Source organism: Vibrio sp. 1562, assembly GCF_033340155.1.
In the GTDB taxonomy this organism is placed as follows: Bacteria; Pseudomonadota; Gammaproteobacteria; order Enterobacterales; family Vibrionaceae; genus Vibrio; species Vibrio alginolyticus.
The window spans coordinates 12973-36507 of the sequence record NZ_JAWOVY010000017.1; the positions used below are offsets into that span (position 1 = coordinate 12973).

Annotated in this window: 20 protein-coding genes and 1 pseudogene; 7 read left to right on the forward strand and 14 right to left on the reverse strand. The window is 44.5% G+C overall.

What is annotated here, in order from left to right; translation table 11 throughout:
• Positions 1-202: 202 nt before the first annotated feature.
• The 3 genes from R7Z49_RS16690 to R7Z49_RS16700 all read left to right on the forward strand — a co-directional run bounded on the left by R7Z49_RS16690 (position 203) and on the right by R7Z49_RS16700 (position 3430).
• A complete protein-coding gene (locus R7Z49_RS16690) occupies positions 203-1417 on the forward strand; it encodes a pyridoxal phosphate-dependent aminotransferase (RefSeq protein WP_053303263.1) in 1215 nt (404 codons plus the stop codon).
• A 90-nt stretch (positions 1418-1507) separates the two neighbouring features.
• The gene (yfbR, locus tag R7Z49_RS16695; RefSeq protein ID WP_186584410.1) at positions 1508-2092 is read left to right on the forward strand and encodes a 5'-deoxynucleotidase; all 585 of its coding nucleotides are present in this window, start codon (positions 1508-1510) and stop codon (positions 2090-2092) included.
• A 15-nt stretch (positions 2093-2107) separates the two neighbouring features.
• The gene (locus tag R7Z49_RS16700) at positions 2108-3430 is read left to right on the forward strand and encodes an anti-phage deoxyguanosine triphosphatase (RefSeq protein WP_115385831.1); all 1323 of its coding nucleotides are present in this window, start codon (positions 2108-2110) and stop codon (positions 3428-3430) included.
• 6 nt (positions 3431-3436) lie between these two features.
• Here R7Z49_RS16700 and R7Z49_RS16705 read toward each other — a convergent pair whose 3' ends face one another.
• The gene (locus R7Z49_RS16705) at positions 3437-4051 is read right to left on the reverse strand and encodes a tRNA-uridine aminocarboxypropyltransferase (RefSeq protein WP_171344886.1); all 615 of its coding nucleotides are present in this window, start codon (positions 4049-4051) and stop codon (positions 3437-3439) included.
• Between the two features lie 3 nt (positions 4052-4054).
• Between R7Z49_RS16705 and rrtA the strand changes: the two genes are divergently transcribed.
• The gene (gene rrtA, locus R7Z49_RS16710; RefSeq protein WP_005382331.1) at positions 4055-4606 is read left to right on the forward strand and encodes a rhombosortase; all 552 of its coding nucleotides are present in this window, start codon (positions 4055-4057) and stop codon (positions 4604-4606) included.
• Between the two features lie 98 nt (positions 4607-4704).
• On the opposite strand, the gene R7Z49_RS16715 is transcribed toward rrtA, so the two are convergent.
• The 8 genes and pseudogenes from R7Z49_RS16715 to R7Z49_RS16750 form a co-directional block, all read right to left on the reverse strand.
• The gene (locus R7Z49_RS16715; RefSeq protein WP_031777211.1) at positions 4705-4989 is read right to left on the reverse strand and encodes a ComEA family DNA-binding protein; all 285 of its coding nucleotides are present in this window, start codon (positions 4987-4989) and stop codon (positions 4705-4707) included.
• Positions 4990-5244: 255 nt separating this feature from the next.
• Positions 5245-7104, reverse strand: a complete 1860-nt coding sequence (gene ppiD / locus R7Z49_RS16720; protein WP_005382334.1) for a peptidylprolyl isomerase — start codon at positions 7102-7104, stop codon at positions 5245-5247.
• A 201-nt stretch (positions 7105-7305) separates the two neighbouring features.
• On the reverse strand, positions 7306-7578 hold the full coding sequence (locus R7Z49_RS16725) for an HU family DNA-binding protein (RefSeq protein WP_005382341.1): 273 nt from the start codon (positions 7576-7578) through the stop codon (positions 7306-7308).
• A gap of 191 nt (positions 7579-7769) precedes the next feature.
• On the reverse strand, positions 7770-10121 hold the full coding sequence (gene lon / locus R7Z49_RS16730) for an endopeptidase La (protein ID WP_005382343.1): 2352 nt from the start codon (positions 10119-10121) through the stop codon (positions 7770-7772).
• Positions 10122-10251: 130 nt separating this feature from the next.
• Positions 10252-11532: an ATP-dependent protease ATP-binding subunit ClpX gene (clpX, locus tag R7Z49_RS16735; RefSeq protein ID WP_005382345.1), complete on the reverse strand. Its 1281-nt coding sequence runs from the start codon at positions 11530-11532 to the stop codon at positions 10252-10254.
• A gap of 70 nt (positions 11533-11602) precedes the next feature.
• Positions 11603-12229 (reverse strand): ATP-dependent Clp endopeptidase proteolytic subunit ClpP, encoded by a 627-nt coding sequence (gene clpP / locus R7Z49_RS16740; RefSeq protein WP_005382347.1) that lies wholly within the window; start codon positions 12227-12229, stop codon positions 11603-11605.
• A 105-nt stretch (positions 12230-12334) separates the two neighbouring features.
• The gene (tig, locus tag R7Z49_RS16745; RefSeq protein WP_005382251.1) at positions 12335-13642 is read right to left on the reverse strand and encodes a trigger factor; all 1308 of its coding nucleotides are present in this window, start codon (positions 13640-13642) and stop codon (positions 12335-12337) included.
• A gap of 274 nt (positions 13643-13916) precedes the next feature.
• Positions 13917-14129, reverse strand: a pseudogene (locus tag R7Z49_RS16750) (hypothetical protein).
• A gap of 39 nt (positions 14130-14168) precedes the next feature.
• On the opposite strand from R7Z49_RS16750, the gene R7Z49_RS16755 reads away from it, so the two are divergent.
• The 3 genes from R7Z49_RS16755 (at position 14169) to R7Z49_RS16765 (ending at position 17577) form a co-directional block, all read left to right on the forward strand.
• A complete protein-coding gene (locus R7Z49_RS16755; RefSeq protein ID WP_171346065.1) occupies positions 14169-15974 on the forward strand; it encodes an ATP-binding protein in 1806 nt (601 codons plus the stop codon).
• Between the two features lie 4 nt (positions 15975-15978).
• Positions 15979-17316 (forward strand): sigma-54-dependent transcriptional regulator, encoded by a 1338-nt coding sequence (locus R7Z49_RS16760; protein WP_005382254.1) that lies wholly within the window; start codon positions 15979-15981, stop codon positions 17314-17316.
• Between the two features lie 78 nt (positions 17317-17394).
• Positions 17395-17577, forward strand: coding sequence for a hypothetical protein (locus R7Z49_RS16765; RefSeq protein ID WP_021034161.1), 183 nt, complete (start codon positions 17395-17397; stop codon positions 17575-17577).
• A 33-nt stretch (positions 17578-17610) separates the two neighbouring features.
• Here the strand turns inward: R7Z49_RS16765 and R7Z49_RS16770 are convergent, their stop codons facing one another.
• From R7Z49_RS16770 to R7Z49_RS16790, 5 genes are all read right to left on the reverse strand, one after another.
• Positions 17611-18972, reverse strand: a complete 1362-nt coding sequence (locus R7Z49_RS16770; RefSeq protein WP_005382255.1) for a TRAP transporter large permease — start codon at positions 18970-18972, stop codon at positions 17611-17613.
• Between the two features lie 3 nt (positions 18973-18975).
• Positions 18976-19650 (reverse strand): TRAP transporter small permease, encoded by a 675-nt coding sequence (locus R7Z49_RS16775; RefSeq protein WP_005384308.1) that lies wholly within the window; start codon positions 19648-19650, stop codon positions 18976-18978.
• A 70-nt stretch (positions 19651-19720) separates the two neighbouring features.
• Positions 19721-20719, reverse strand: a complete 999-nt coding sequence (locus tag R7Z49_RS16780) for a TRAP transporter substrate-binding protein (protein ID WP_017634784.1) — start codon at positions 20717-20719, stop codon at positions 19721-19723.
• A gap of 212 nt (positions 20720-20931) precedes the next feature.
• A complete protein-coding gene (locus tag R7Z49_RS16785; RefSeq protein ID WP_318111844.1) occupies positions 20932-22401 on the reverse strand; it encodes a protein adenylyltransferase SelO in 1470 nt (489 codons plus the stop codon).
• Between the two features lie 176 nt (positions 22402-22577).
• Positions 22578-23390: a sugar transporter gene (locus R7Z49_RS16790; protein WP_170897194.1), complete on the reverse strand. Its 813-nt coding sequence runs from the start codon at positions 23388-23390 to the stop codon at positions 22578-22580.
• Positions 23391-23535 lie beyond the last annotated feature (145 nt).

A 23535-nucleotide genomic window follows, 5' to 3' on the forward strand; every position in this document is an offset into this window, starting at 1 on the left:
TGTGAGGATAAATGGTAACTGACGGCTACTCTAAGTTTAGACCCAAAGCAAATCAAGGTCGTATGCGATCTTTTGCGAAATCCTGTGATAGCAAGCGAGCAAAACTTAACCAGCAGACAGATTATTTACAGATATATATTCTAATAAAAAACAAATTATTGTACTTTAATAAAGAAATTAACGAATTTTTAGGAATTAAACAATGCAAAATATCGGGATGTCGTCAAAACTCGACAATGTCTGCTACGACATTAGGGGCCCTGTACTCAAACATGCTAAGCGCATGGAGGAAGAAGGGCATAAAATCCTAAAGCTAAACATTGGTAACCCTGCCCCATTTGGTTTTGACGCCCCTGATGAGATTTTAGTCGACGTGATTCGTAATCTGCCGACTTCTCAAGGCTATTGTGATTCCAAAGGCATTTACTCTGCTCGTAAAGCTGTGGTCCAACACTATCAGCGTAAAGGTATACGCTCGCTAGATGTCGAAGATGTGTATGTAGGTAACGGCGTGTCTGAGTTGATCGTAATGGCCATGCAAGCGCTATTAAACAATGGCGACGAAATGCTGATCCCAGCACCAGACTATCCGTTATGGACAGCTTCAGTTGCACTATCTGGTGGTAAGCCGGTTCATTATCTATGTGATGAAGAAGCTGACTGGTACCCAGACCTTGAAGACATCAAAAAGAAAATCACACCAAAGACACGTGGCATTGTTCTGATCAACCCGAACAACCCGACAGGTGCGGTATACAGCCGTGACTTCCTACTTGAAGTGATTGAGATAGCACGCAAGCACAAACTGATCATTTTCGCAGATGAGATCTACGACAAAGTGTTGTACGACGGTGCAACACATACCTCAGTCGCCACACTCACTGAAGACGTGCTAGTCATGACATTCAATGGCCTTTCAAAAGCCTACCGTGTTTGTGGTTTCCGTGGTGGCTGGATGTTCCTAACGGGGCCTAAACATCTGGCTCAAGGGTACGTGAATGGCTTGGAGCTGCTTTCATCGATGCGTTTATGTGCAAACGTACCAATGCAACATGCCATTCAAACCGCGTTAGGTGGATACCAGAGTATCAATGAACTGATTTTACCAGGCGGACGCTTATTAGAGCAGCGCAACCGAGCGTATGAACTGATCAATCAGATTCCTGGTGTTTCTTGTGTCAAACCTAAGGGTGCGATGTACCTCTTCCCGAAAATCGACACTAAAATGTACAACATCAAGAACGATCAGCAGATGGTTTTAGATTTCTTAAAACAAGAGAAGGTCTTACTGGTGCAAGGTTCCGGTTTTAACTGGCCAAAACCAGACCACTTCCGCATCGTGACACTACCGCACGTTGAAGATCTAGAAATCGCTATTGGACGTTTTGAAAGATTCCTATCAACCTACAGCCAGTAATGAATCACTGGTAGTAATTAGTGCTGATCTCTCATATGCTTAGAGGAACTCCTAGTGAGTTCCTTTTTTACACCAGAAACGGAGAAAGCCATGAAAGAAAGCCATTTTTTCGCCCACCTGGCTCGAATGAAGCTGATCCAACGCTGGCCTTTAATGCGGTCCGTCTCACCAGAAAACGTTTCAGAGCATAGCTTACAAGTTGCTTTTGTCGCTCATGCCCTTGCCCTAATTAAAAACAAAAAGTTCGGCGGCAACCTTAATCCAGAACGCATCGCTATTCTTGCCATGTACCATGATTCCAGTGAAGTATTAACGGGTGATCTTCCAACTCCAGTGAAGTATTACAACCCTGAAATTGCCAAAGAATATAAGAAGATAGAATCGGCAGCGGAACAAAAATTACTCTCAATGTTACCGGAAGAGTTCCACGATGATTTTGCCCCCTATCTTCTTTCTCACTCTGCACACGAAGAGGACGCAAAAATCGTTAAGCAAGCCGATTCCATCTGTGCCTATTTAAAATGTCTTGAAGAACTAAGCGCCGGCAACCATGAGTTCGCTCTGGCAAAAAAACGCTTAGACGTCACTTTGCAAGAACGCAGAACGCCTGAAATGGCTTACTTTCTCAATACCTTTGCCCCAAGTTTCGAATTATCGTTAGATGAAATCAGTTAGCTTACGGAGATAATCGTGTCGTTTGAATTACACCCGCAATGGCAAGAGCGCCATGATGATGAGCATAAAATCCGTCGAGACGACCATCGGAGCCCGTACCAACGAGACCGAGCGCGCATTCTTCACTCGGCTGCATTTCGACGCCTACAAGCAAAAACCCAAGTACACGGCAATAGCTTGGAAGACTTTCACCGCAGTCGGTTAACACACTCCTTAGAAGCGTCGCAACTAGGGACCGGTATCGTCGCCCAGTTAAAGAAAAAACAGCCAGAGTTCCGTGATCTATTACCATCAGACAGCTTAATTGATTCATTATGTTTGGCTCACGACATCGGGCATCCTCCATACGGTCATGGGGGAGAAGTCGCTCTAAACTACGTAATGCGCGAACATGGCGGCTTCGAGGGGAATGCCCAAACCTTTCGTATCGTCACTAAGTTAGAGCCTTATACTGAGCATTTCGGAATGAATTTATCACGCCGCACACTGCTTGGTTTGATTAAGTACCCTGCCCTCATTAGTCAAACACGCTCCGTCAAGTTGCCTCAACCAGCCGAGCATCAACGTAAACTAAAAGCAAAAGATTGGAGCCCAGCTAAAGGCATTTATGATTGTGATAAAGACTTATTTGATTGGGTAATTGCACCCCTTTCTGACAACGACAAGGCATTGCTTAGTCTGATGCGTTCAACGCCAGAATCGGAGTTTGAGCACAGTAAAACGCGTTTTAAATCACTCGATTGCTCAATCATGGAGCTAGCAGATGATATCGCCTACGGTGTTCATGATTTAGAAGATGCAATCGTACTTGGTATGGTGACACGTCAGCAATGGCAAGAAGGCGCAGCAAGTCAATTAGCGGACTGTGGCGACCCGTGGTTTGAAGCTCATATCGATTCCATCGGACAGATGCTATTTAGCGGTAAGCACCATGAGCGGAAAGATGCTATCGGTGGTATGGTTAACGCGCTACTGACCAGCATTTCAATCAAAACGGTGGATGAGCCGTTTAATAACCCGTTACTGTCTTGGAATGCGTGTTTAGAACCACAGATGGCACGTGCACTTGACGTACTCAAGCACTTTGTCAGCACCTTCGTTATCCAAGTCCCGCAGGTCCAGATCGTTGAGTATAAGGGTCAGCAAATTATTATGGATATTTTTGAAGCGTTAACAGCAGACCCAGAGCGATTACTACCCGTTCATACAAAAGATCTGTGGTGTCAGGCGAAGAGCGAGAGCAATAAGATGAGGGTCATCGCCGATTATATTTCTGCAATGACCGATGGTCACGCGCAAAAGCTACACCGCCAACTTTTCTCTTCCATCGTTCTTTAGTAACACTCAACCTTTCAAGTAATTCTTTTCAAAAACGCCCGGAGGCATCTGGGCGATTTGGAATTCGATCATATTTTCAAAGGCATGCATAAGCGGTGTAAAGTCGCGCTCGGGTTCAAGCAAGCGAAGCGAATGATAACCAGCCTCGACTGTCGATAAGCTATTCTCAGAGGGCGCCTTACGAATGGTGTAGTGCCCTTGTAGTTGCTTAGGCAACTGCACGGTTGGGAGTGGATGTAAGTTGCTTGAGAGTTGCCACATTTTGTACGCTTTTTTCCACGTACCATCGAGCAAAATCAAACGTATTTTCTTAGATACACTATGACTCGCTTGAGTGATTTCAGAAATGCATCGTGACTCTTCTGATGGGTAAAGAACAAAATGTTGATATGACTCATCCGCTAATAAGTGATTTAAGGCATCATCACAAGAAAAGTCCTCTCCTATCAAACAAATACAGTTATCTAAACTCAAATTGAGAATCCGTGCCGTACCAAGCGGACGATGTTCTTCACTCGTGTGCTGAAGAATGATAAGTTCTACCTCGCTTGCCAGCGGTACAATCCATTGGCAAATACACGCTTTTTGCGATTTTCCACAACGAGAACAATAACGAGACATAGAGTGAACCTTTATACCTTGCTGAGTATTATCAGCGTGATCTGTTTGATACTTCAATTTGAACCAATGGCAAGCCTAACCGAGTGGCACAGCTACAATATACGCCATGGTGAATGGTGGCGAATCGTAACAGGAAATCTCACACATACCAACTTTGCGCACTTAGGAATGAACCTCGCCGGATTGTGGATCATTACTTTTATTTTTCGCCCAAGCACTCGTAACTTCCTTATCGTTTTTTCAATCTTATGTGCATGTGTTGGTGCGCTGAATTTGTTTACCAACATGTCGGTGTACGTGGGTTTATCCGGCGTATTACACGGATTGTTTGGATTTTGGGCGCTCAGAGAAGTCTTTGAAAGCAGAAGAAGCAGTGTGTTGTTAGTCGGAGGGCTAATCGCCAAAGTAGCATGGGAGCAGGTCTATGGCCCATCCAGCAGTACTGCTGAGCTTATCGGTGCAAACGTTGCTATTGATGCTCATATGTTTGGCGCACTCGGTGGGTTAGTAATGGCTTTACTGGAAAAAGGCCTTCGCCGTCGTTTATTCGGATAAAAAATCCCGAACCACGAAAGAGGGGCTGGTTCGGGAAAGCAGTAATAGGGAAACAGATATTGTTCTGAATTCAGACTCAATATCTGCAATACATCAAGCTACAGTAAAATGCGGTCTTCGTTTTTCTTAACTGTCGCTTCACCTATGCCTTTTACGCTCTTCAAATCTGCTGCCGTTTTAAAAGGGCCATGTTCCTCGCGGTAGTCCACTATACTCTGCGCTTTCTTCTCACCTATACCTTTCAACATGGTCGCAATTTCTTCAGCAGTGGCCGTGTTGATATTTACAGTAATTTCAATTCCTTCATATTTGTCAGTGGCTGAATCCGCAGCCATGCTAAAAGGTGCAAAAACAAATAAGCACAATGTCAAAATCCATTTCATATTGAACATACAATCTCCAAAATAGTAGGCTAAAAACAGTCGTCGAGAGCGAGTCACTATCAAGTTTGCAATGGAAAGCAATATGGTTATGCATTTAACAAACTGAGATGACCCGGAATTCACAACGGCCGCTATCACTTAAACGCGCACTAATTTAAGTAATGCCTATTGATGATTGAAGTTCATAAAGACAAAAATAAAACGGACCGCTTATGCGGTCCGTTTTATTCAACATACAAATTACACTAATTGTGCTTAGTTGCTCACAACAAAGTACTCAATGTCAGTATTTGCACGCAGTACGGCTAGTACAGATGATAAATCTTGCTGAGAAGATGCACGCTGCATTTGCATCGCAACTTGATCTTCTAACTCACTATCTAGCTCTGCATTTACAGCATCAAGCTCGATGATAATGATGTTACCTTCAAGATCTTTAGACTGACCGTATACTGGTTTACCATCGACTGGTTTTGCCATCGCGAATACCGTTGTTGCTAACGGAGAACGACGGTCTACTGTCTCTTGTTCACCAAAGGCAAGATTGTTTTCAGCAAGCACGTTCGTCTTACCTTCTTTCAATGCCGCAACGACTTGTGTTCCAAGTTCCATCGCTTCTTGCTCACCTTTAACACGAGATAGCTCTGCAACAACCTGATCTTTCACTTCTTCTAGTGGAAGAACTGTCTCGTCACGCGCATCTTCAACACGAACAACGATAATATGCTCAGGCGCAACTTCGATAGCTTCAGAGTTTAGGCCATCTTCTTTAACTTCAGGACTAAGGATAGCTTGCATTACCGCAGGGCTACGAAGCACTTCAGGTGCATCAACCTGAGAAATAAAGTCTGTTGTCTTCACTTCTTGGTTAACCGCTTGAGAAGCATCATACAATGAGTCTGGGTATTCAAACGCTACACGCTCAAGCTCATTTTGCAACTCGTAGAATTGATCGATCGCTTGTTGGTCCACCATCTCTTGTTTGATTTCAGCAGCGACTTCTTCAAATGGCTTCGCCACAGAATCTTTTAGCTCTTCAAGCTTGATAATGTGATAGCCAAAGTCCGACTTTACTAGACCCGACGTATCGCCAGGATTCTTCAGTGCGAATGCCGCTTCTTCAAAAGCAGGGTCCATCACATCACGCTCAATCCAACCTAGGTCACCACCGTTTTCAGCGCTGCCAAAATCGTCAGATTTCTCTTGAGCAAGCGTCGCAAAGTCTGCACCCGCGTTTAGCTCATCTAGGATAGCTTGCGCTTTTGCTTCATCGTCCCCTTCTACAAGAATGTGAGCGACACGGCGTTGCTCTTCTGAAGAGTATTTGTTTAAGTGCTCGTCGTAGTACTTTTTCACCTCAGCATCAGAAACATTAACTTGTTCCTTTAGCGCTTCAGCTGACAGTTCGATGTAAGAGACTTTAACCTGCTCTGGACGTGTAAAGTTGTCTGGGTTTGCTTTGTAGTACTCTTGAATTTCTTCGTCGGTCAATTCAATATTTTTCGCAAACTCCGCTAAGTCGATCTGAATCGTGCGAATATCACGAGTTTGAGTGAACAGCTTGCCTTCTGCTTGTACTTCACCCGGCAGAATAAATTCACTGTTTTGTAGCGCATTCAGCAGTTGCTCACGAACCAATTCACGACGCATGTACTCAGCAAAAGAGTCTGGCGAAAAGCCTGCACGACGCAAAGAAGCTTGATAGATCTCTTGATCAAACTGACCATTAGATTGGAACTGAGGCATGTCTAGAATCATGCTACGCACTTGAGTGTCGCTGATTCGCAGACCCAAAGCTTCAGCTTGTTGGTCAAGCAACACGTCATTGATCATTCGATCTAAAACGGATTTGCGGAAAGATTCAACATATGCAGGGTCAGCCAGCATTTGAGAGAAGTAGTCACCCAACTGAGCTTGCATACGGTTACGCTCATTTTGGTATGCCATCTCGAACTCACCACGAGGAATCTCAGTGTTACCGACTTTCGCTGCAGAGTTGTTGCTACCACCAACGATGTAGCTACCTACACCTGCAAATACGAAAGACAGGATGATAAGTCCAAGGATAATTTTGACCGCGATGCTATTCACGCCTTCGCGTAGTCGATCCATCATAATTTAACTGCTCTCCACAATTGAAGCCTACTGCTTCTATCTAATAGAAATAATGGCGCAATAATATCAGAAAAAGAAATGCGCATCAGTATGATGCGCATAATTTAAGAAAGTTCGGCTCGAAGTTTGTAAATTTTTGTTCGAAACTTATTGTTTGAGCAAAAGTTAAGCAAATGGCCGGTTACAGAAATAACGCCGTGATTAATTACAAGCGTCTTTCAGTGCTTTACCAGCTTTGAAAGCTGGTACTTTTGCTTCTGCGATTTGGATTTCTTCACCAGTTTTTGGGTTACGACCAGTACGTGCAGCACGAGTACGAACGCTGAATGTACCAAAGCCAACTAGAGCGACTTGATCACCAGATTGAAGAGTTCCGCTTACTGCTTCGATGAATGCATCTAGAGCTCGACCCGCTGACGCTTTAGAAATATCTGCATTTTCTGCGATTTGTTCTACTAACTGAGTTTTATTCACTGTAATTTCCCCTTTGTGTCATCTGTGATTATTTTTGTGATGACTTTCGTTCCATTGTTAAGAAAATATGCTCCACCCCTTATTCATCAAGGGCTGGCAGCTATCGAAACTAACTTAGCGCCCAAAAAAAACGCTGACAAGCCTTTTTGGGCTTATCAGCGTAAACTTTTACTTATTTTTGCTACACATCACTATTTTTGAGACTCAAACTCAACGCCCGTCGGGTCTCGCTCTAGTGCGACTTTCAGTACTTCATCAATCCACTGTACAGGGATAACTTCCAGATCAGCGATAACATTATCAGGAATCTCTTCCAAATCACGCTCGTTATCTTTTGGAATTAGCACTGTCTTAATGCCACCACGGTGTGCCGCAAGTAACTTCTCTTTTAGGCCGCCGATAGGTAGAACCTCACCACGCAGTGTGATTTCACCCGTCATCGCTACTTCTGCTTTCACAGGGTTGCCTGTCAGAGAAGAAACCAATGCCGTACACATTGCTGTACCCGCACTTGGGCCATCTTTTGGTGTCGCGCCTTCCGGTACGTGTACGTGAATATCTTTCTTCTCGTAGAAGTCAGTATTGATACCTAGCTTTTCTGCACGAGAGCGAACCACTGTCATTGCTGCTTGGATAGACTCTTGCATCACATCACCAAGAGAACCCGTTTGTGTCAGCTTACCTTTACCTGGCATTGATTGAGTTTCAATCGTTAATAGATCGCCACCCACTTCTGTCCAAGCTAGGCCAGTTACTTGACCAATTCGGTTACTTTCATCCGCTTTACCGTAATCGAAACGTTGAACACCTAAGTACTCTTTTAGGTTGTCCATCGTTACCGTTACTGACTTGATGTCCTTATCCAACAAGATGTTCTTCACTGCTTTACGGCAGATCTTAGAAATCTCACGCTCTAAGTTACGGACACCCGCTTCACGCGTATAGTAACGAATGATGCCAATAATTGCAGAATCTTCAATGACGATCTCATCCGCTTTCAAGCCATTGCGCTTCACTTGTTTATCAACAAGGTGACGTTTTGCAATGTTCAGCTTCTCGTCTTCGGTGTAACCAGATAAACGAATAACTTCCATACGGTCTAATAATGGACCCGGGATGTTCATCGAGTTCGATGTCGCAACAAACATAACGTCAGAGAGATCGTAATCCACTTCTAGGTAGTGATCGTTGAACGAGTTATTCTGTTCAGGATCAAGGACTTCGAGTAGAGCCGATGCCGGATCACCACGCATATCTGAAGACATTTTGTCGATTTCGTCCAATAAGAACAGCGGGTTCTTCACACCAACCTTCGACATCTTCTGGATCAATTTGCCTGGTAATGAGCCGATATAAGTACGACGGTGACCACGAATTTCCGCTTCATCACGCACACCACCCAACGCCATACGAACATACTTACGGCCTGTAGCTGAAGCAATTGAACGACCAAGAGATGTTTTACCGACACCAGGAGGACCAACAAGACAAAGGATAGGACCTTTTAGCTTGTTGATACGGTTTTGAACCGCCAGGTATTCAAGGATACGTTCTTTGACGCGTTCTAGACCGTAGTGATCTTCATTAAGAACCTCTTCTGCTTTCGCTAAGTTTTTCTTAACTTTTGAGCGCTTAGCCCAAGGAACGCTGACCATCCAATCGATGTAGCTACGAACCACTGTTGCTTCAGCAGACATTGGAGACATCATCTTAAGCTTTTGCAGCTCTTGCTCTGTCTTTTCACGTGCCTCTTGAGGCATTTTTGATTCGTCAATCTTCTTCTGTAGCGTTTCGAACTCGTCTGGTGCGTCTTCCATCTCACCAAGTTCTTTCTGAATCGCTTTCATTTGCTCATTCAGATAGTACTCACGCTGAGATTTTTCCATTTGCTTTTTAACGCGACCACGAATTCGTTTTTCAACTTGCAGCAAGTCGATCTCTGATTCCATCTGGCCCATCAGGAATTCCAGACGCTCAGTGACGTCAACAATTTCAAGCACTTGCTGCTTATCCACCAACTTCAACGGCATATGAGCCGCAATGGTATCCGCTAAGCGTGCGGCTTCGTCGATACCATTAAGTGACGTTAGCACTTCTGGTGGAATCTTCTTGTTTAGCTTAATGAACCCTTCAAACTGATTAATCGCGCTGCGAACAATCACTTCTTGCTCACGCTCATCCAATTCTGGCGTAACAACAAATTCAGCTTCCGCTAGGAAGAAGTCACTCTCTTTAAAGTGATTGATTTTTGCTCGCTGCTGGCCTTCGACCAATACTTTTACTGTGCCATCCGGAAGCTTCAAGAGCTGGAGAATGGTGGCTACCGTACCTACGTCAAATAGGTCGTCAACCGTAGGCTCGTCAGTATCCGCTTGCTTTTGTGCCACAAGAAGAACTTGTTTGTTGGTTTCCATCGCCGTTTCTAGACAGCTAATCGATTTCTCACGACCAACAAACAATGGAATAACCATGTGTGGGTAGACCACTACGTCACGTAGAGGTAGTACCGGGATCTCGATACGCTCGGAACGTTCCAAGTTCATATAATTCTCTCTTCCGCTTTCACGTTTAACGTATTACTTAAGGCAGTATATGGGGGCTAATTGTTTGGATTCAATAAGAGAAATAAAAAAAGGAGGTAATTACTTACCTCCTTTTTCATTATGGCTGAATTTACTCTGCTCCAGCTGCCTGATTGTCTGCGTTACTGTAAATAAGCAGTGGCTCTGACTCGCCATTAATGACGGACTCATCAATCACGACTTTACTAACGTCTGTTGCAGATGGTAATTCGTACATGGTTTCAAGTAGCACGCCTTCAAGAATCGAGCGTAAGCCACGAGCACCTGTTTTACGCTCCATTGCTTTTTTCGCGATAGCGCGCAGCGCATCTTCACGGAATTCAAGTTCAGCGTTTTCTAGCTCAAACAATGCTGCATATTGCTTGGTCAGTGCGTTCTTCGGTTCACATAGGATCTGAATCAACGCTTCTTCATCAAGCTCAGTCAGTGTTGTTGTTACAGGTAGACGACCAATGAATTCTGGAATGAGGCCGTACTTCACTAAGTCTTCAGGTTCAACTTGAGTAAATAGCTCACCTACCGTCTTCGATTCATTCTTCGAACGAACTTCAGCACCAAAGCCAATACCTGTACCTGTTGCAACACGCTGCTCAATCACTTTGTCTAAGCCAGCAAAAGCACCACCACAGATGAACAGGATCTTAGATGTGTCCACTTGTAGGAATTCTTGCTGAGGATGCTTACGACCACCTTGAGGTGGAACCGATGCAACCGTACCTTCGATAAGTTTTAGTAGCGCCTGCTGAACACCTTCACCAGATACGTCACGCGTAATAGATGGGTTTTCAGCTTTGCGTGAAATCTTATCAATTTCATCAATGTAAACGATGCCGCGTTCTGCTTTAGCTACATCGTAATCACATTTTTGCAGAAGCTTTTGGATGATGTTTTCAACGTCTTCACCTACGTAACCGGCTTCGGTTAGTGTCGTCGCGTCTGCCATTGTAAATGGCACATCCAAGAATCGAGCTAATGTCTCCGCAAGTAGTGTTTTACCGCTACCTGTAGGACCAATTAGAAGGATGTTACTCTTACCAAGCTCCACACCTTCGCTCGTTGTATCACCATTGCGTAAACGCTTGTAGTGGTTATATACCGCAACTGCGAGCACTTTTTTCGCGTAATCTTGCCCGATCACATAGTCATCAAGGTGTTCACGGATCTGTTTTGGCGTTGGTAACGCTTCAGATTCTTTCTTAGGGAGAACATCCTTGATTTCTTCGCGAATAATATCGTTACATAAGTCGACACACTCGTCGCAAATGTACACTGACGGACCTGCGATTAGCTTGCGAACTTCGTGCTGACTTTTGCCGCAGAAAGAACAGTACAGCAATTTACCGCTGCCACTTTCTTTGCTTTTATCTGTCATTCGCTAACCTCTTAGCCTTTACTCTTCATGAATGAGTGTATATCAATTTTTGCCAAAATGCGCTGGCTAATTACTCGCCACGGTGGCTTAACACTGCATCCACGATACCGTATTCCACAGCCTGCTCTGATGACATGAAGTTATCACGATCAGTATCGCGCTCAATGACTTCAAGAGGTTGGCCTGTATGTTCTGCTAACAACTTGTTTAGCTTCTGTTTAATCGTCAGGATTTCCTGAGCATGGATTTGGATATCAGAAGCTTGACCCTGGAAACCACCCAATGGTTGGTGGATCATTACACGTGAGTTAGGCAGTACATAACGCTTACCTGGCGCACCACCTGCAAGCAGGAAGGCACCCATTGAACATGCTTGACCCATACATACTGTGCTCACATTTGGCTTAATGAACTGCATGGTATCGTAAATAGACATACCTGCTGTTACGCTGCCGCCTGGAGAGTTGATGTATAAGAAAATATCTTTATCTGGATTTTCAGATTCTAGGAAAAGTAGCTGAGCCACGACAAGGTTTGCCATGTGGTCTTCCACTTGACCCGTTAAAAAAATCACGCGCTCTTTAAGCAGACGTGAGTAGATGTCGTAAGAGCGTTCGCCTCGGGAAGTTTGTTCAACCACCATTGGTACTAGCGCGTCCATAATTGGCGACATTGCATTTTTTTCTTGGTAGCTCATATTCTTATGTCCCTAAAATAAATGGCCCGGATGATGACTATCATACGGACCATTGTTAGCAGAATAGTTAACGTTAAGTCAACCTTCTACGCAAGATATTGCTTATTAAGCAGCAGGTTGTTGTTGGTTAAGTAGCTCGTTGAAGCCTACTTCTTTCTCAGAAACCTGTGCTTTAGCGATGATCGCGTCGATTGCTTGCTCTTCTAGAGCTACGTTGCGCATGTTGTTCATCATTTCTTCGTTTTGCTCGTAGTAAGCAATAACTTCTGATGGATCTTCGTATGCAGTAGCCATTTCTTCGATTAGAGCTTTAACTTTCTCGTCGTCCGCTTTTAGCTCTTCAGATTTGATTACTTCACCTAGTAGAAGACCAACAACTACGCGACGTTTAGCTTGTTCTTCGAACAGTTCACGTGGAAGCTGAGCAGCAGCTTCTGGGTTACCACCGAAGCGTTGTGCAGCTTGTTGACGTAGAACTTGGATTTCTTGCTCGATAAGCGCTGATGGTACGTTGATGTCGTTTTGCTCAACTAGACCGTCAATCGCTTGCTCTTTGATGCGGTTCTTAACAGCTTGCTTAAGTTCGCGTTCCATGTTCTTACGAACTTCAGCTTTAAGTGCTTCAACACCACCTTCAACAACACCGAACTTAGCAACGAACTCGTCGTTTAGTTCTGGAAGTTCACGAGCTTCAACTTTGTTCACTTTGATTGCGAACTTAGCTGCTTTACCTTTTAGGTTTTCAGCGTGGTAATCTTCTGGGAAAGTCACGTCGATGTCGAATTCCATACCAGCAGTTTTACCTGCGATACCGTCTTCGAAACCAGGGATCATGCGACCAGCACCCATTTCTAGAGGGAAGTTCTCAGCTTTACCGCCTTCGAACTCTTCACCGTCGATAGAACCAACGAAGTCGATGCTTACGCGTTTGCCATCTTCTGCTGCTTCTTCAACTTCAACCCAAGTTGCTTGTTGCTTACGTAGAGTATCGATCATCTCTTCTACGTCTGCATCTTTAACTTCTGTTAGTGGTTTTTCAACAGTGATGCTCTCTAGGCCTTTAAGCTCAACTTCTGGGTAAACTTCAAAAGTTGCAGTGAAAACTAGGTCTGAACCTTCTTTGTTCTCTACAGGAGCGAAAGTTGGAGCGCCAGCTGGGTTGATTTTCTCTTTAACGATAGCTTCGATGAAGTGGCGTTGCATTACTTCACCAAGAACGTCTTGACGTACTGCTTTGCCGTACATCTTAGCAACCATTTTTAGAGGCACTTTACCCTTACGGAAACCATCGAAACGACGGTTTTTAGCGATGTTGCGTAGTTCAGCTGTTACAGCGTCTTCGATGTTTGCAGCTGGAACAGTAATGTTTAGACGGCGCTCTAGGCCCTCTAGCGTTTCAACAGTAACTTGCATTATATATAAACCTCTAAAGTGGCTCGGTTTTCCGAGCGTATGAGCGAAACTCAGAGGAGCTTACGCTTCATCCTTGTGTAGTGTTCTGTCCGAACACCTAATTTAAAATCGAGTATCGATACTGGTTGTCAGTACCGGACTAATCAGTGATATCTTCGATAAAATAACCAAAGGTATCTCCTATTAGCCTCAGGACAGAATTTTTAGACGCGACATTCTAGCGATCTGTCGCAACCCTGTCGAGCCAATAGCCACTATGTGGACATTGTCTGCGCTAAATTCTCGAATGCTGACCCATTTTTTCTTCAAAAATGCGATTCAGACACCGTCTAAGCATCGCCAGCATATCTAGAATGGGGACAATAGCGACTTTTTCAAGAGAATCGACCGGTTTTTTTATCGAAAAGCCTAAAAAGAGATCTTGCTCTTGTTTTACTCCACAGAGTTGAAAACTAAATCCCTAATCCTTCCTACAAACTATTAACATTTTCTTACGTGACCAAAGGAAGTTGTAAGGAGTGTAAGGATGTCGCAAAAAAAACGGATTCTGCTGACATTTTTTGCTTTCTATTTCCTGTGCGCAATTATCGGTGGCCATTGGGTTTGGCAGACCAGTTATCAATCTCTACTTGATAAACACCAATCACAGCTGGAGCAGTTTTCTGGCCATATAAAAAATAAACTCGATAAGTACGCCCATATCCCAAATCTTCTAGCTAAAGATGATCCTCTTTATCAAGCGCTTCAGCACCCCAACAACAGTGCGCAACTGGAAATCACTAATCGGTATTTAGAATCCGTTAATGGCGTGATTGAAGCAGCGGATACGTACTTAATCGATCAATGGGGTACAACGATCGCAGCCAGCAACTGGCGTAAAGAGCGCTCCTTTATCGGGCGAAATTTTGCATTTCGCCCTTATTTCAAACAAGCCATTGTAGGCAAAAGAAGCCAATACTACGCACTGGGCTCAACATCTGGTAAACGTGGCTACTACTATTCTTATCCCATCGTATACGCTGGCGGTGTACTTGGTGTCGTCGTGGTGAAGATGGACCTAAGTAAGATAGAGGACAACTGGCAGCAACCTAACAGTGTTTTTGTCGCCAGCGACCCATACGGAATTGTTTTCATGAGTAGCCGAAGTGAATGGCTACTCAAAAGCTTACAACCACTGACAAAAAAAGAGAAAAAGCAAGTTTGGGCAAGCCAACAATATCTTGATGCGCCAATTGAAACGCTTGGATTAGTGGGTAGTTTGGACGAGGTGCATTCTGAGCTTAAACAGGGTTACCCATACAATAAAGGAACCTTGGTGGTCTCTTCGCTGCCCCTTCCCGAACTCAAACTGACTATTCGTGTGCTGTCTCCTAAACAGTCGATCGTTTGGTTCACCATGGGTTACATCTTTGTACTCACTCTAGCATTCATGGTTTTGTTTTTAATTGGTCAGCTTATCTATCACCGTCAACAGCGTCACTTGCAACTTGAACGAATTCAACAAGAAGCCAATCAAAAGTTGGAATATCAAGTCATGGCACGGACTGCCGAGTTGCAAGCGGAGATCGCACAGCGTATCGATACCGAGCAAACTTTACGCGTTACTCAAGACGAATTGGTGCAAGCAGCGAAACTCGCGGTGTTAGGACAAATGTCGGCCAGTATCAGCCACGAACTGAATAATCCACTTGCGGCAATTCGTAGCTTTGCGGAGAACGGCAAGCTGTTTCTAAAAAAAGAAAAATATGAGCGAGTGGAAGATAATCTCACTCGCATTTCTGCTCTCACTGACCGTATGGCAAATATCAGTCAGCAACTTCGCTCTTTCGCCAAAAAAACCAGTGGTGACGAGTTGGCTCAATCTCGATTGTTCCCTGTGATTGCCTCTGTAAAAGAACTGATGAAGCCCGCATTTAAATCAGGGCGCGTTACGTTAGAAACAAATTTGCCAGAGCATGATGTTGAAGTGCAGATCAATACTATTCAACTGGAGCAAGTGTTGGTCAATTTACTGACTAATGCGATAGAAGCACTCAAAGAACAACAAGACAAACAGGTAGAATTATCTGTAGAACACGATGAGCACACTGATTTGGTTTGGATTCATGTTGATGATAATGGCCCAGGGCTTGGCTCTTTCTCACTTTCTGATTTATGTGAGCCGTTTCTAACCACTAAACTGAACGGTTTAGGTTTGGGTCTCTCTATCTCGCAACAAATCTTAGCCAGTATGAATGGAAAATTATGTGCCCATAATCGAGAACAAGGCGGCGCTCGATTCTCATTGTGTTTACCTATCACTTCTTACAACACTGAACCATCAAAAGGATAAGATCATGTGTCAGGTGTTTTTTATTGATGATGAGGCCGATCTCAGAATCGCTATAGAACAGACCTTTGAACTGGCGGATATCGACGCCAAGTTTTTTGTGGATGCAGAATCGGCTTTAATAGCGATGCAGCAAGGAGAAGAAGCTGGCGTCGTGGTCACTGATATCTGTTTGCCGGGCATTTCTGGTATGGATATGCTGACAACTTTGACTCAACGCGATGCAAACTTACCCGTCATCATGATCACGGGACACGGTGATATTTCCATGGCTGTGCAAGCCCTTCATCAAGGCGCTTACGACTTCATTGAGAAACCTTTTGCGCCAGAACATTTGGTTGAAACGGTTAAGCGGGCGATTGAGAAGCGCAAACTAACCAATGAAAATGAAAAACTGCGCCTGTCACTTAAAGCCAGTAAAACCCTTGGTCCACGAGTTATTGGTGAAACCTCTAGCATCCAAATATTACGAGAGACCATCACCCAAATCGCCGATACCGACGCCGATATTTTATTGTTTGGTGAGACCGGTACAGGGAAAGAGTTAATCGCTCGCTCTTTACATGAGCAAAGCTCTCGCCGGAACCAAAACTTTGTCGCCGTAAATTGTGGAGCGGTTCCAGAGAACTTAATTGAGAGTGAACTCTACGGCCATGAAAAAGGCGCATTCACTGGCGCCGAAAGCCGTCGTATCGGTAAATTTGAGTTTGCACAAGGCGGCACACTTTTCTTGGATGAGATCGAGTCGATGCCTATCCAAGCCCAAATTCGTTTATTGAGGGTATTACAAGAGCGCGTGATTGAGCGTGTCGGTTCCAATGAATTATTGCCTTTAGATATTCGAGTGATTGCCGCAACAAAGGTCGATTTAAAACACGCAGCTGAAGAAGGTACTTTCCGTCAGGATCTCTATTATCGGCTCAATGTCGTGACCTTGGATCTCCCGCCACTACGCGAACGAAAAGAAGATATTCCCGCCCTCTTTCACCACTTTCTGTTGGTAGCAGCTTCACGTTATGGCAAAAGCTCACCTAGCTTGTCACCCCAAGATCTAGCGCAACTGATGAGCCATGACTGGCCTGGCAATGTTCGAGAACTCAGAAATGCTGCAGAGCGTTTTGTGCTATTGGGTAAGTTAATTCAGTTGGGAGAATCGAACCCAGTCGCTAAGTCTTCCTCAAGCCTTGCAGAGCAAGTAGCGGAGTTTGAGAGAGCAGCCATTGAAGGCGCTTTATTAGAAAACAACGGTAGTATTAAACAGACAATGTGCCAATTGAATGTGCCAAGAAAAACCCTTTACGACAAGATGCAGCGCTACCAAATAAATAAAGACCTTTACAAATAAAACACGTTCAGATAACTGGCATTATATTCAACTTGAATCATAATTTTTAACAACAGGTTTATCATGGTTGTTACAGATATGAACGAAAAAGTGAGAATACCGATTGTTACAGATACCGTGCTCGTAGACGGTTGCTATCAAGAAGAGAGAAGATTCGGTGAAGAGCGTCGTAAAAATAAAAAGAGGTGGCGACACTATGAACGTCGAATTAATTCAGACCCGCGCAAAACTTGCTACAAGTCAATAGACGAAGAGGTGTGAATTCTCACACCTCTTTCTACTTTCTGGCTTCCATTACTTGGTAATGATCTCCGGCCCCATCAAGGTAGTAGGCAACCAAGTCGAAACCCATGGTACATATGTGACGATAATTAGGAACAAGAACATCACTCCAACCCAGGGTAATGCTGCCTTCACTACGTTCATCATCGACATTTTGGCAACACCAGCGGTCACAAATAAGTTAAGACCCACGGGCGGCGTTATCATTCCTATCTCCATATTCACCACCATCATTATGCCCAAATGAATTGGGTCTATACCTAATGCAATCGCAATTGGGAACACGAGCGGCGCAACAATGATCAACAAGCCTGATGGCTCCATGAACTGACCACCAATCAGCAACAAGACGTTCACCACAATCAAGAAAGTGATGGGTCCGAGACCAGCCGAGAGCATCGACTCGGTGATCATTTGCGGGATGCGTTCTTCCGTTAAAACATGCTTCAAAATTAAGGCATTAGCAATGATGAACAGCAGCATGATGGTGAGTTTGCCCGCTTCATACAGGGTGTGTTTCGTGTCTTTATGAACAAAGGTTTGGAAGATTTTAACGAGCGCAGGTTTAGTGTTTTTCTTGTCTGCAAATGGCCCCATGTCTTTGTATACAAAGTTAGCAATAAAGAATGAGTACACAGCAGCAACCGCAGCGGCTTCTGTCGGCGTAAAGATACCGCCATAGATACCACCAAGAATGATGACGACCAACAACAAGCCCCAGCTTGCATCCTTGGCGGCATCAAAAGTTTCTTTCCAACCGACAAAAGGTTGCTTTGGAAGGTTCTTGATTCTCGCGGCAATGTAAATCGCGATCATCAACATGACACCCGCCAGCAAACCGGGAATCACACCACCAAGGAACATACGTCCAACTGACACATCCGTTGCGGCTGCATACACCACCATCACAATCGAAGGTGGGATCAAAATCCCTAGCGTACCTGCGTTACAAATTACCCCAGAGGCAAACTCTTTTGAGTAACCGTTTTTGATCATACCTGCGATAACAATACTACCTATGGCAACAACCGTTGCAGGTGAGGAACCTGACAACGCGGCAAACATCATACACGCTACAACCGAAGCCATCGCCAAACCGCCGCGGAACCAGCCTACAATGGCAATGGCGAAACGAATGATCCGCTTTGCTACGCCACCCGTCGACATAAAGCTTGAAGCCAATATAAAGAATGGAATAGCCAATAGCGTGTAGTGGCCCGCGAATGCATTAAACAGCGTTTGAGCAACTGACGCTAAAGAGGCATCCGAATGCATTAAAAGGAAAAGAACACTGGAAAGGCCCAGCGAAATAGCAATTGGCACGCCAACCAGCATAAAGCCAATTACCATCAAAAATAGAAATAAGATATCCATGGCTTATTGCTCCTTGTTTTTAGCGTCTTGCGAGGCCTTTGGAGCCATTACGTCTTCAGCGTCACTCATCTCAGCTTTAAGAGATTCGAGCTCTTCCTCCGCTTCATGTCCTGCAATCAAGCGATCGAGCTTACCAGTAGCGATTTGCCACGTGACTTGAACAAATCTAAACGTTAGTAGCGCCATTCCAAGTGGCAAAGCGAAGTAAGGAATAAAACGTGGCAGCTTTTCATAACGCTCTCCCTCATTTAACCAGTCGGCCATGAACTGGAGTATTTCAGGCATCGGAATATCGTCCGTTTCATACCACGCTCGGTCGGTAGCGAACGGATACCAGTAGTTCCAAGCGCCAATTAACAGCAAAATAGAGAAGGCTAAGCAACACATTGCTGCAAAAAGCGCCAGGGCTTTTCGTTTACCTTCCGGAACGATGTTAATAATGACATCGACACCAATATGAAAGTGTTTTTTCACACCATAAGATGCGCCAACCAACACCATCCATGCGAACATGAAAACGGTGAGCTCAAGCGCCCAAAGAATATTGTCGTTAAAGACATAACGAAAGATGACATTGGCAAAGGTCAGCAAGGTCATGGCACCCAAGAAGAAAGCAATCAAAGTCTCTTCAATGGCATCGGTGATTCGTCCAGCCTTGGCAAAAAAAGTCTGTTCCATAATTACATCACGTCGTCTGTAGGGGGAAAGAGCCCCCTCAGTTTGAGAGGGCTAAATGTGCTAGCTGTTATTATTTTTGGTTAGACGCCAAAGCGGCTTCGATTAGGTCAGAACCAATGTCTTTTTCGAACTTCTTCCATACTGGTTGAAGTGCAGTGACCCACTCTTGGCGCTGTTCTGGCGTTAGAGTACGAACCACACCACCGGCTTCGATGATATTGTTCTTATTCGCAAGGTTTACTTTGGTTGACTCAGCATTACGCTGCGCAGTTACCTCTTGAATAATGGTATTTAACTGCTCGCGCTGATCATCTGGTAGGTTTTTCCAGAAGTCGTTTGACGTCACAACTAAGTAATCCAGAATTCCGTGGTTCGTTTCCGTAATGCCATCTTGAACTTCGAAGAATTTTTTGCCGTAAATGTTTGACCAAGTATTTTCTTGACCATCAATAACCTTAGTTTGCAAGCCGCCGTAAACTTCTTTGAACGACATTTTTTGTGGGTTAGCACCTAGCTGCTCAAACTGAGCAACGAGTACATCAGACGCTTGAACACGGAACTTAAGTCCTTCAGCATCAGTTGGAGAAATGAGCGGCTTGTTGGCTGACATTTGCTTCATGCCGTTATGCCAAAACGCAATGCCTTGTAGGCCACGACGTTTCATTGAATTTTTCAGCTTTTCACCCGCTTCCGAGTTTTGGAAACGGTCAACCGCGTCGACATCATCGAACAAGAAAGGAAGATCGAAAAGGCGGTACTTCTTGGTGAATTTCTCAAACTTAGAAAGAGAAGGAGCAGCGAGTTGAACATCACCATTCAGTAGCGCTTCCAACACTTTGTCATCATCATAAAGTGTTGAGTTAGGAAACACCTGCATACAGACTTTACCGTTCATCTCTTCGTTGACGCGCTTTTCAAGTAACGAAGCCGCGATGCCTTTAGGGTGTTTGTCCGCGTTCGTTACATGGCTAAACTTGATGACCGTTTCACCCGGGTCACAATTTGCGGCAGCATTAAAACTGGTAACAGCAAGTGCAGAGACAGATAGTAGAGTTAGAGGCTTAAACATTATTATTCTCCTTGTTGAATCACATCCCATCCCGTCCATGAGTAACTAGGTGTTAGGCGATGGGTACGGATGTTCAACAAAGAGCAATTAATGGACCATGTTAAAATTTATATTCATTTCAATAAATTAACAAAGCCCATCAACATGAATCAGAAGTGTAACGAGTGAATTCCACCCAAGAAAAAGATACAAATGGGTGGGAAATGACCCATTTATGAAGAACAGCTTATCTCCATTTTCTTCCCCCATTCCGGTGGCAATTTCGCGTAATCATCAAACTCGGGTTGCTCATCAAATGGGCGTTTTAACAGTTCGGACAATCGGTGTAATTCGCTAAAGTCCCCTTCTTCCGCTTTATCAATCGCCAACTGAGCCAAGTAGTTACGCAAGATGTATTTGGGATTGGCTTGACGCATCTGTTTGCAACGATGTTCGGTTGAAATCAGGCCCCCTAGTTCATCAACCTCTAGCTCACACCGAGCTAAATACAGCTCAAGCCAAGCTCGCGCTGCTTCTCGGTCGAGAAATAAATCGATTACGGCTTGGGAAGGCGCATTATCAAGGTTTGAAAGTGTTCTGAAGAAGCGAGTGTAGTCCGTTTTGTTCTGGTGAAGAAGCTCAAACATAGCTTCAAACAAACGCCCGTCTTCCGCTATCTTAGTTTTTAAGCCCAACTTCTCACGCATGAGGCGGCTGAACTGCTGGCTTAAATGAACTTCAAATTGACTCAACGACGATTCTAAATCTTCTCGTTCAACGAGTGGCGATAGCGCATGCGCCAGTGCTGACAGGTTCCAAAGCGCAATTCTAGGCTGTTGATCAAATGCGTAACGACCCTGGTAGTCTGAATGATTACAAATGTATCCCGGCTCATAATCATCAAGAAAGCCAAACGGACCATAATCAAAAGTTTGCCCAAGAATTGACATGTTATCGGTATTCATCACACCATGCGCAAAACCAAAAGCTTGCCAATATGCGATCATCTCGGCTGTTTTAGTCACGATGGCGTCAAACATCGCGGCATATGGTTTCTCCGCCGATGCACAATCAGCAAAGTGCCACTCAATCACCTTATCCGCCAACAGCTTCTGCTCTGCTAACTGGTTGGTGTAAAAGAAATGCTCAAAGTGACCGAATCGAACATGGGTTTCAGCCATTCGAAGTAACAAAGCGCCCGATTCCGTTTTTTCTCGATAAACAGGTGTATCACTGACCATCATACCGAGAGCACGTGTCGTGGGAACCCCAAGGCCCGCCATGGCTTCACTGCACAGGTACTCACGGATAGTTGAGCGTAATACCGCTCGCCCATCTCCCATTCGCGAGTAAGGCGTTAGCCCTGCACCTTTGAGGTGAAGATCAAACCAAGTACCATTCTGATGCTCAATTTCTGCCAACAGTAATCCACGTCCATCGCCCAAATCTGGGTTGTAAACGCCAAACTGATGGCCTGCATATTTCATCGCAAGAGGACGAAATTGTTCGAATTCACTTAGCCCAGAAAAAACCGCCAATAACTCATCGTTTTGCTCTTCTGGTAAACCAAACTGCTGTGCAAACTCACCATTCCAAGCGACCCAGCGAGTGTTGTCCAAGGGTTGTGGCTCGACCAACGTATAGAACGCTGACGGTAATTGACTAAAGCGATGGGTGAAATTGACCCGTTGCCAAATGGACATGTAGGGTTCCTTAATAAAAAGAAGTACTGTTGTGAGTATACGTGTGAATGTCCCTGTCATTCAGCCATGAAATGGGCATGGGTATTTTGCGTGAATAACGCGAAGGCGGCAGGAAGGTATCAACCTGCCGCAGACCGTCTCCTAAACGGAGGTAGCATGTAAAAACGATCAAAGGGTTAAGCGGAAAATTCTTCACCCGTTTTTGGTGGCTGTGATGGCGTATCAAAACGAGCGCGTTCGATATCCACTACCGTTTTATAGCTCAACGATAACAATGCCAGCTGGTACGCGCCAAAAATACCATAGGCCACACCGACGAAGCTCAACATAAAGAGATTCGTAAAGTGGCTAAAGATCAGCTGACTGAGCAAGCCCGCACCCAATGGAATTAGTCCCATCAAAATGAATACTTGTTTGTTGTATGCTCTGCTCTGGTTCCACGAACGACGCAAACTGCGCGGCTGATGATCCATTGCAGTCGCTGGCAACACAAATGACCATCGCGCCATTACCCAATAGCCAGGAATGCTTGCAATCGTTGTGATAATAGCCATAGCAACAAAGTCGGCTTCACCACTTTCTGCAATGTAGATAAACGACAACACAAAGATCGGCATACCAATAACGAGCATCATCATCAGTCCAAACAGTATCCACCAGCCTATGAAACGGAATTCTCGAGCTGACAAACGAAATACATCCAACGCAGAGTGCATGTAATCGCTGGCTAAATAAATTCGATGCACACGCACAGCCGCCATAGCGGCAACAAGTGGGTACAAAATAATTGTGACGAAATAAAATCCTGCGACATTGCCTTCTTGAACGTTCGCTTGATCTTGCCCCGTCATTTCAGGATACATAAAAGCAAAAATTGAGTGCACGATAATCAACGGAATACAAGCAATAACAATTGCGAGTAGATTCCTTCTGACCATCACTGCCGCTTCTCGGCATATTTCCGAAACAGAAAAGCCCTCGGTAGACATATAACATCCTTAGTTCATAAAAATCGGCCCCTAGGGTAACCGCAGAGTAGAAAAATCGCTTTAAAAATAATGAGAAACACATCTCATAAGACAATGAGAACGAAACCAAAATAGATCAGATAAAAAATAAGCCACTCAATGTGAG

Bases quoted from the DNA above. Each gene is read 5' to 3' on its own strand.
- tig (WP_005382251.1), bottom strand. From the start codon at position 13,642: ATGCAAGTTACTGTTGAAACGCTAGAGGGCCTAGAGCGCCGTCTAAAC.
- ppiD (WP_005382334.1), bottom strand. From the start codon at position 7,104: ATGATGGATCGACTACGCGAAGGCGTGAATAGCATCGCGGTCAAAATT.
- yfbR (WP_186584410.1), top strand. From the start codon at position 1,508: ATGAAAGAAAGCCATTTTTTCGCCCACCTGGCTCGAATGAAGCTGATC.
- R7Z49_RS16765 (WP_021034161.1), top strand. From the start codon at position 17,395: ATGAACGAAAAAGTGAGAATACCGATTGTTACAGATACCGTGCTCGTA.
- R7Z49_RS16755 (WP_171346065.1), top strand. From the start codon at position 14,169: ATGTCGCAAAAAAAACGGATTCTGCTGACATTTTTTGCTTTCTATTTC.
- clpX (WP_005382345.1), bottom strand. From the start codon at position 11,532: ATGACAGATAAAAGCAAAGAAAGTGGCAGCGGTAAATTGCTGTACTGT.
- R7Z49_RS16760 (WP_005382254.1), top strand. From the start codon at position 15,979: ATGTGTCAGGTGTTTTTTATTGATGATGAGGCCGATCTCAGAATCGCT.
- R7Z49_RS16690 (WP_053303263.1), top strand. From the start codon at position 203: ATGCAAAATATCGGGATGTCGTCAAAACTCGACAATGTCTGCTACGAC.
- R7Z49_RS16770 (WP_005382255.1), bottom strand. From the start codon at position 18,972: ATGGATATCTTATTTCTATTTTTGATGGTAATTGGCTTTATGCTGGTT.
- R7Z49_RS16790 (WP_170897194.1), bottom strand. From the start codon at position 23,390: ATGTCTACCGAGGGCTTTTCTGTTTCGGAAATATGCCGAGAAGCGGCA.
- lon (WP_005382343.1), bottom strand. From the start codon at position 10,121: ATGAACTTGGAACGTTCCGAGCGTATCGAGATCCCGGTACTACCTCTA.
- R7Z49_RS16775 (WP_005384308.1), bottom strand. From the start codon at position 19,650: ATGGAACAGACTTTTTTTGCCAAGGCTGGACGAATCACCGATGCCATT.
- R7Z49_RS16780 (WP_017634784.1), bottom strand. From the start codon at position 20,719: ATGTTTAAGCCTCTAACTCTACTATCTGTCTCTGCACTTGCTGTTACC.
- R7Z49_RS16715 (WP_031777211.1), bottom strand. From the start codon at position 4,989: ATGAAATGGATTTTGACATTGTGCTTATTTGTTTTTGCACCTTTTAGC.
- R7Z49_RS16785 (WP_318111844.1), bottom strand. From the start codon at position 22,401: ATGTCCATTTGGCAACGGGTCAATTTCACCCATCGCTTTAGTCAATTA.
- R7Z49_RS16705 (WP_171344886.1), bottom strand. From the start codon at position 4,051: ATGTCTCGTTATTGTTCTCGTTGTGGAAAATCGCAAAAAGCGTGTATT.
- clpP (WP_005382347.1), bottom strand. From the start codon at position 12,229: ATGAGCTACCAAGAAAAAAATGCAATGTCGCCAATTATGGACGCGCTA.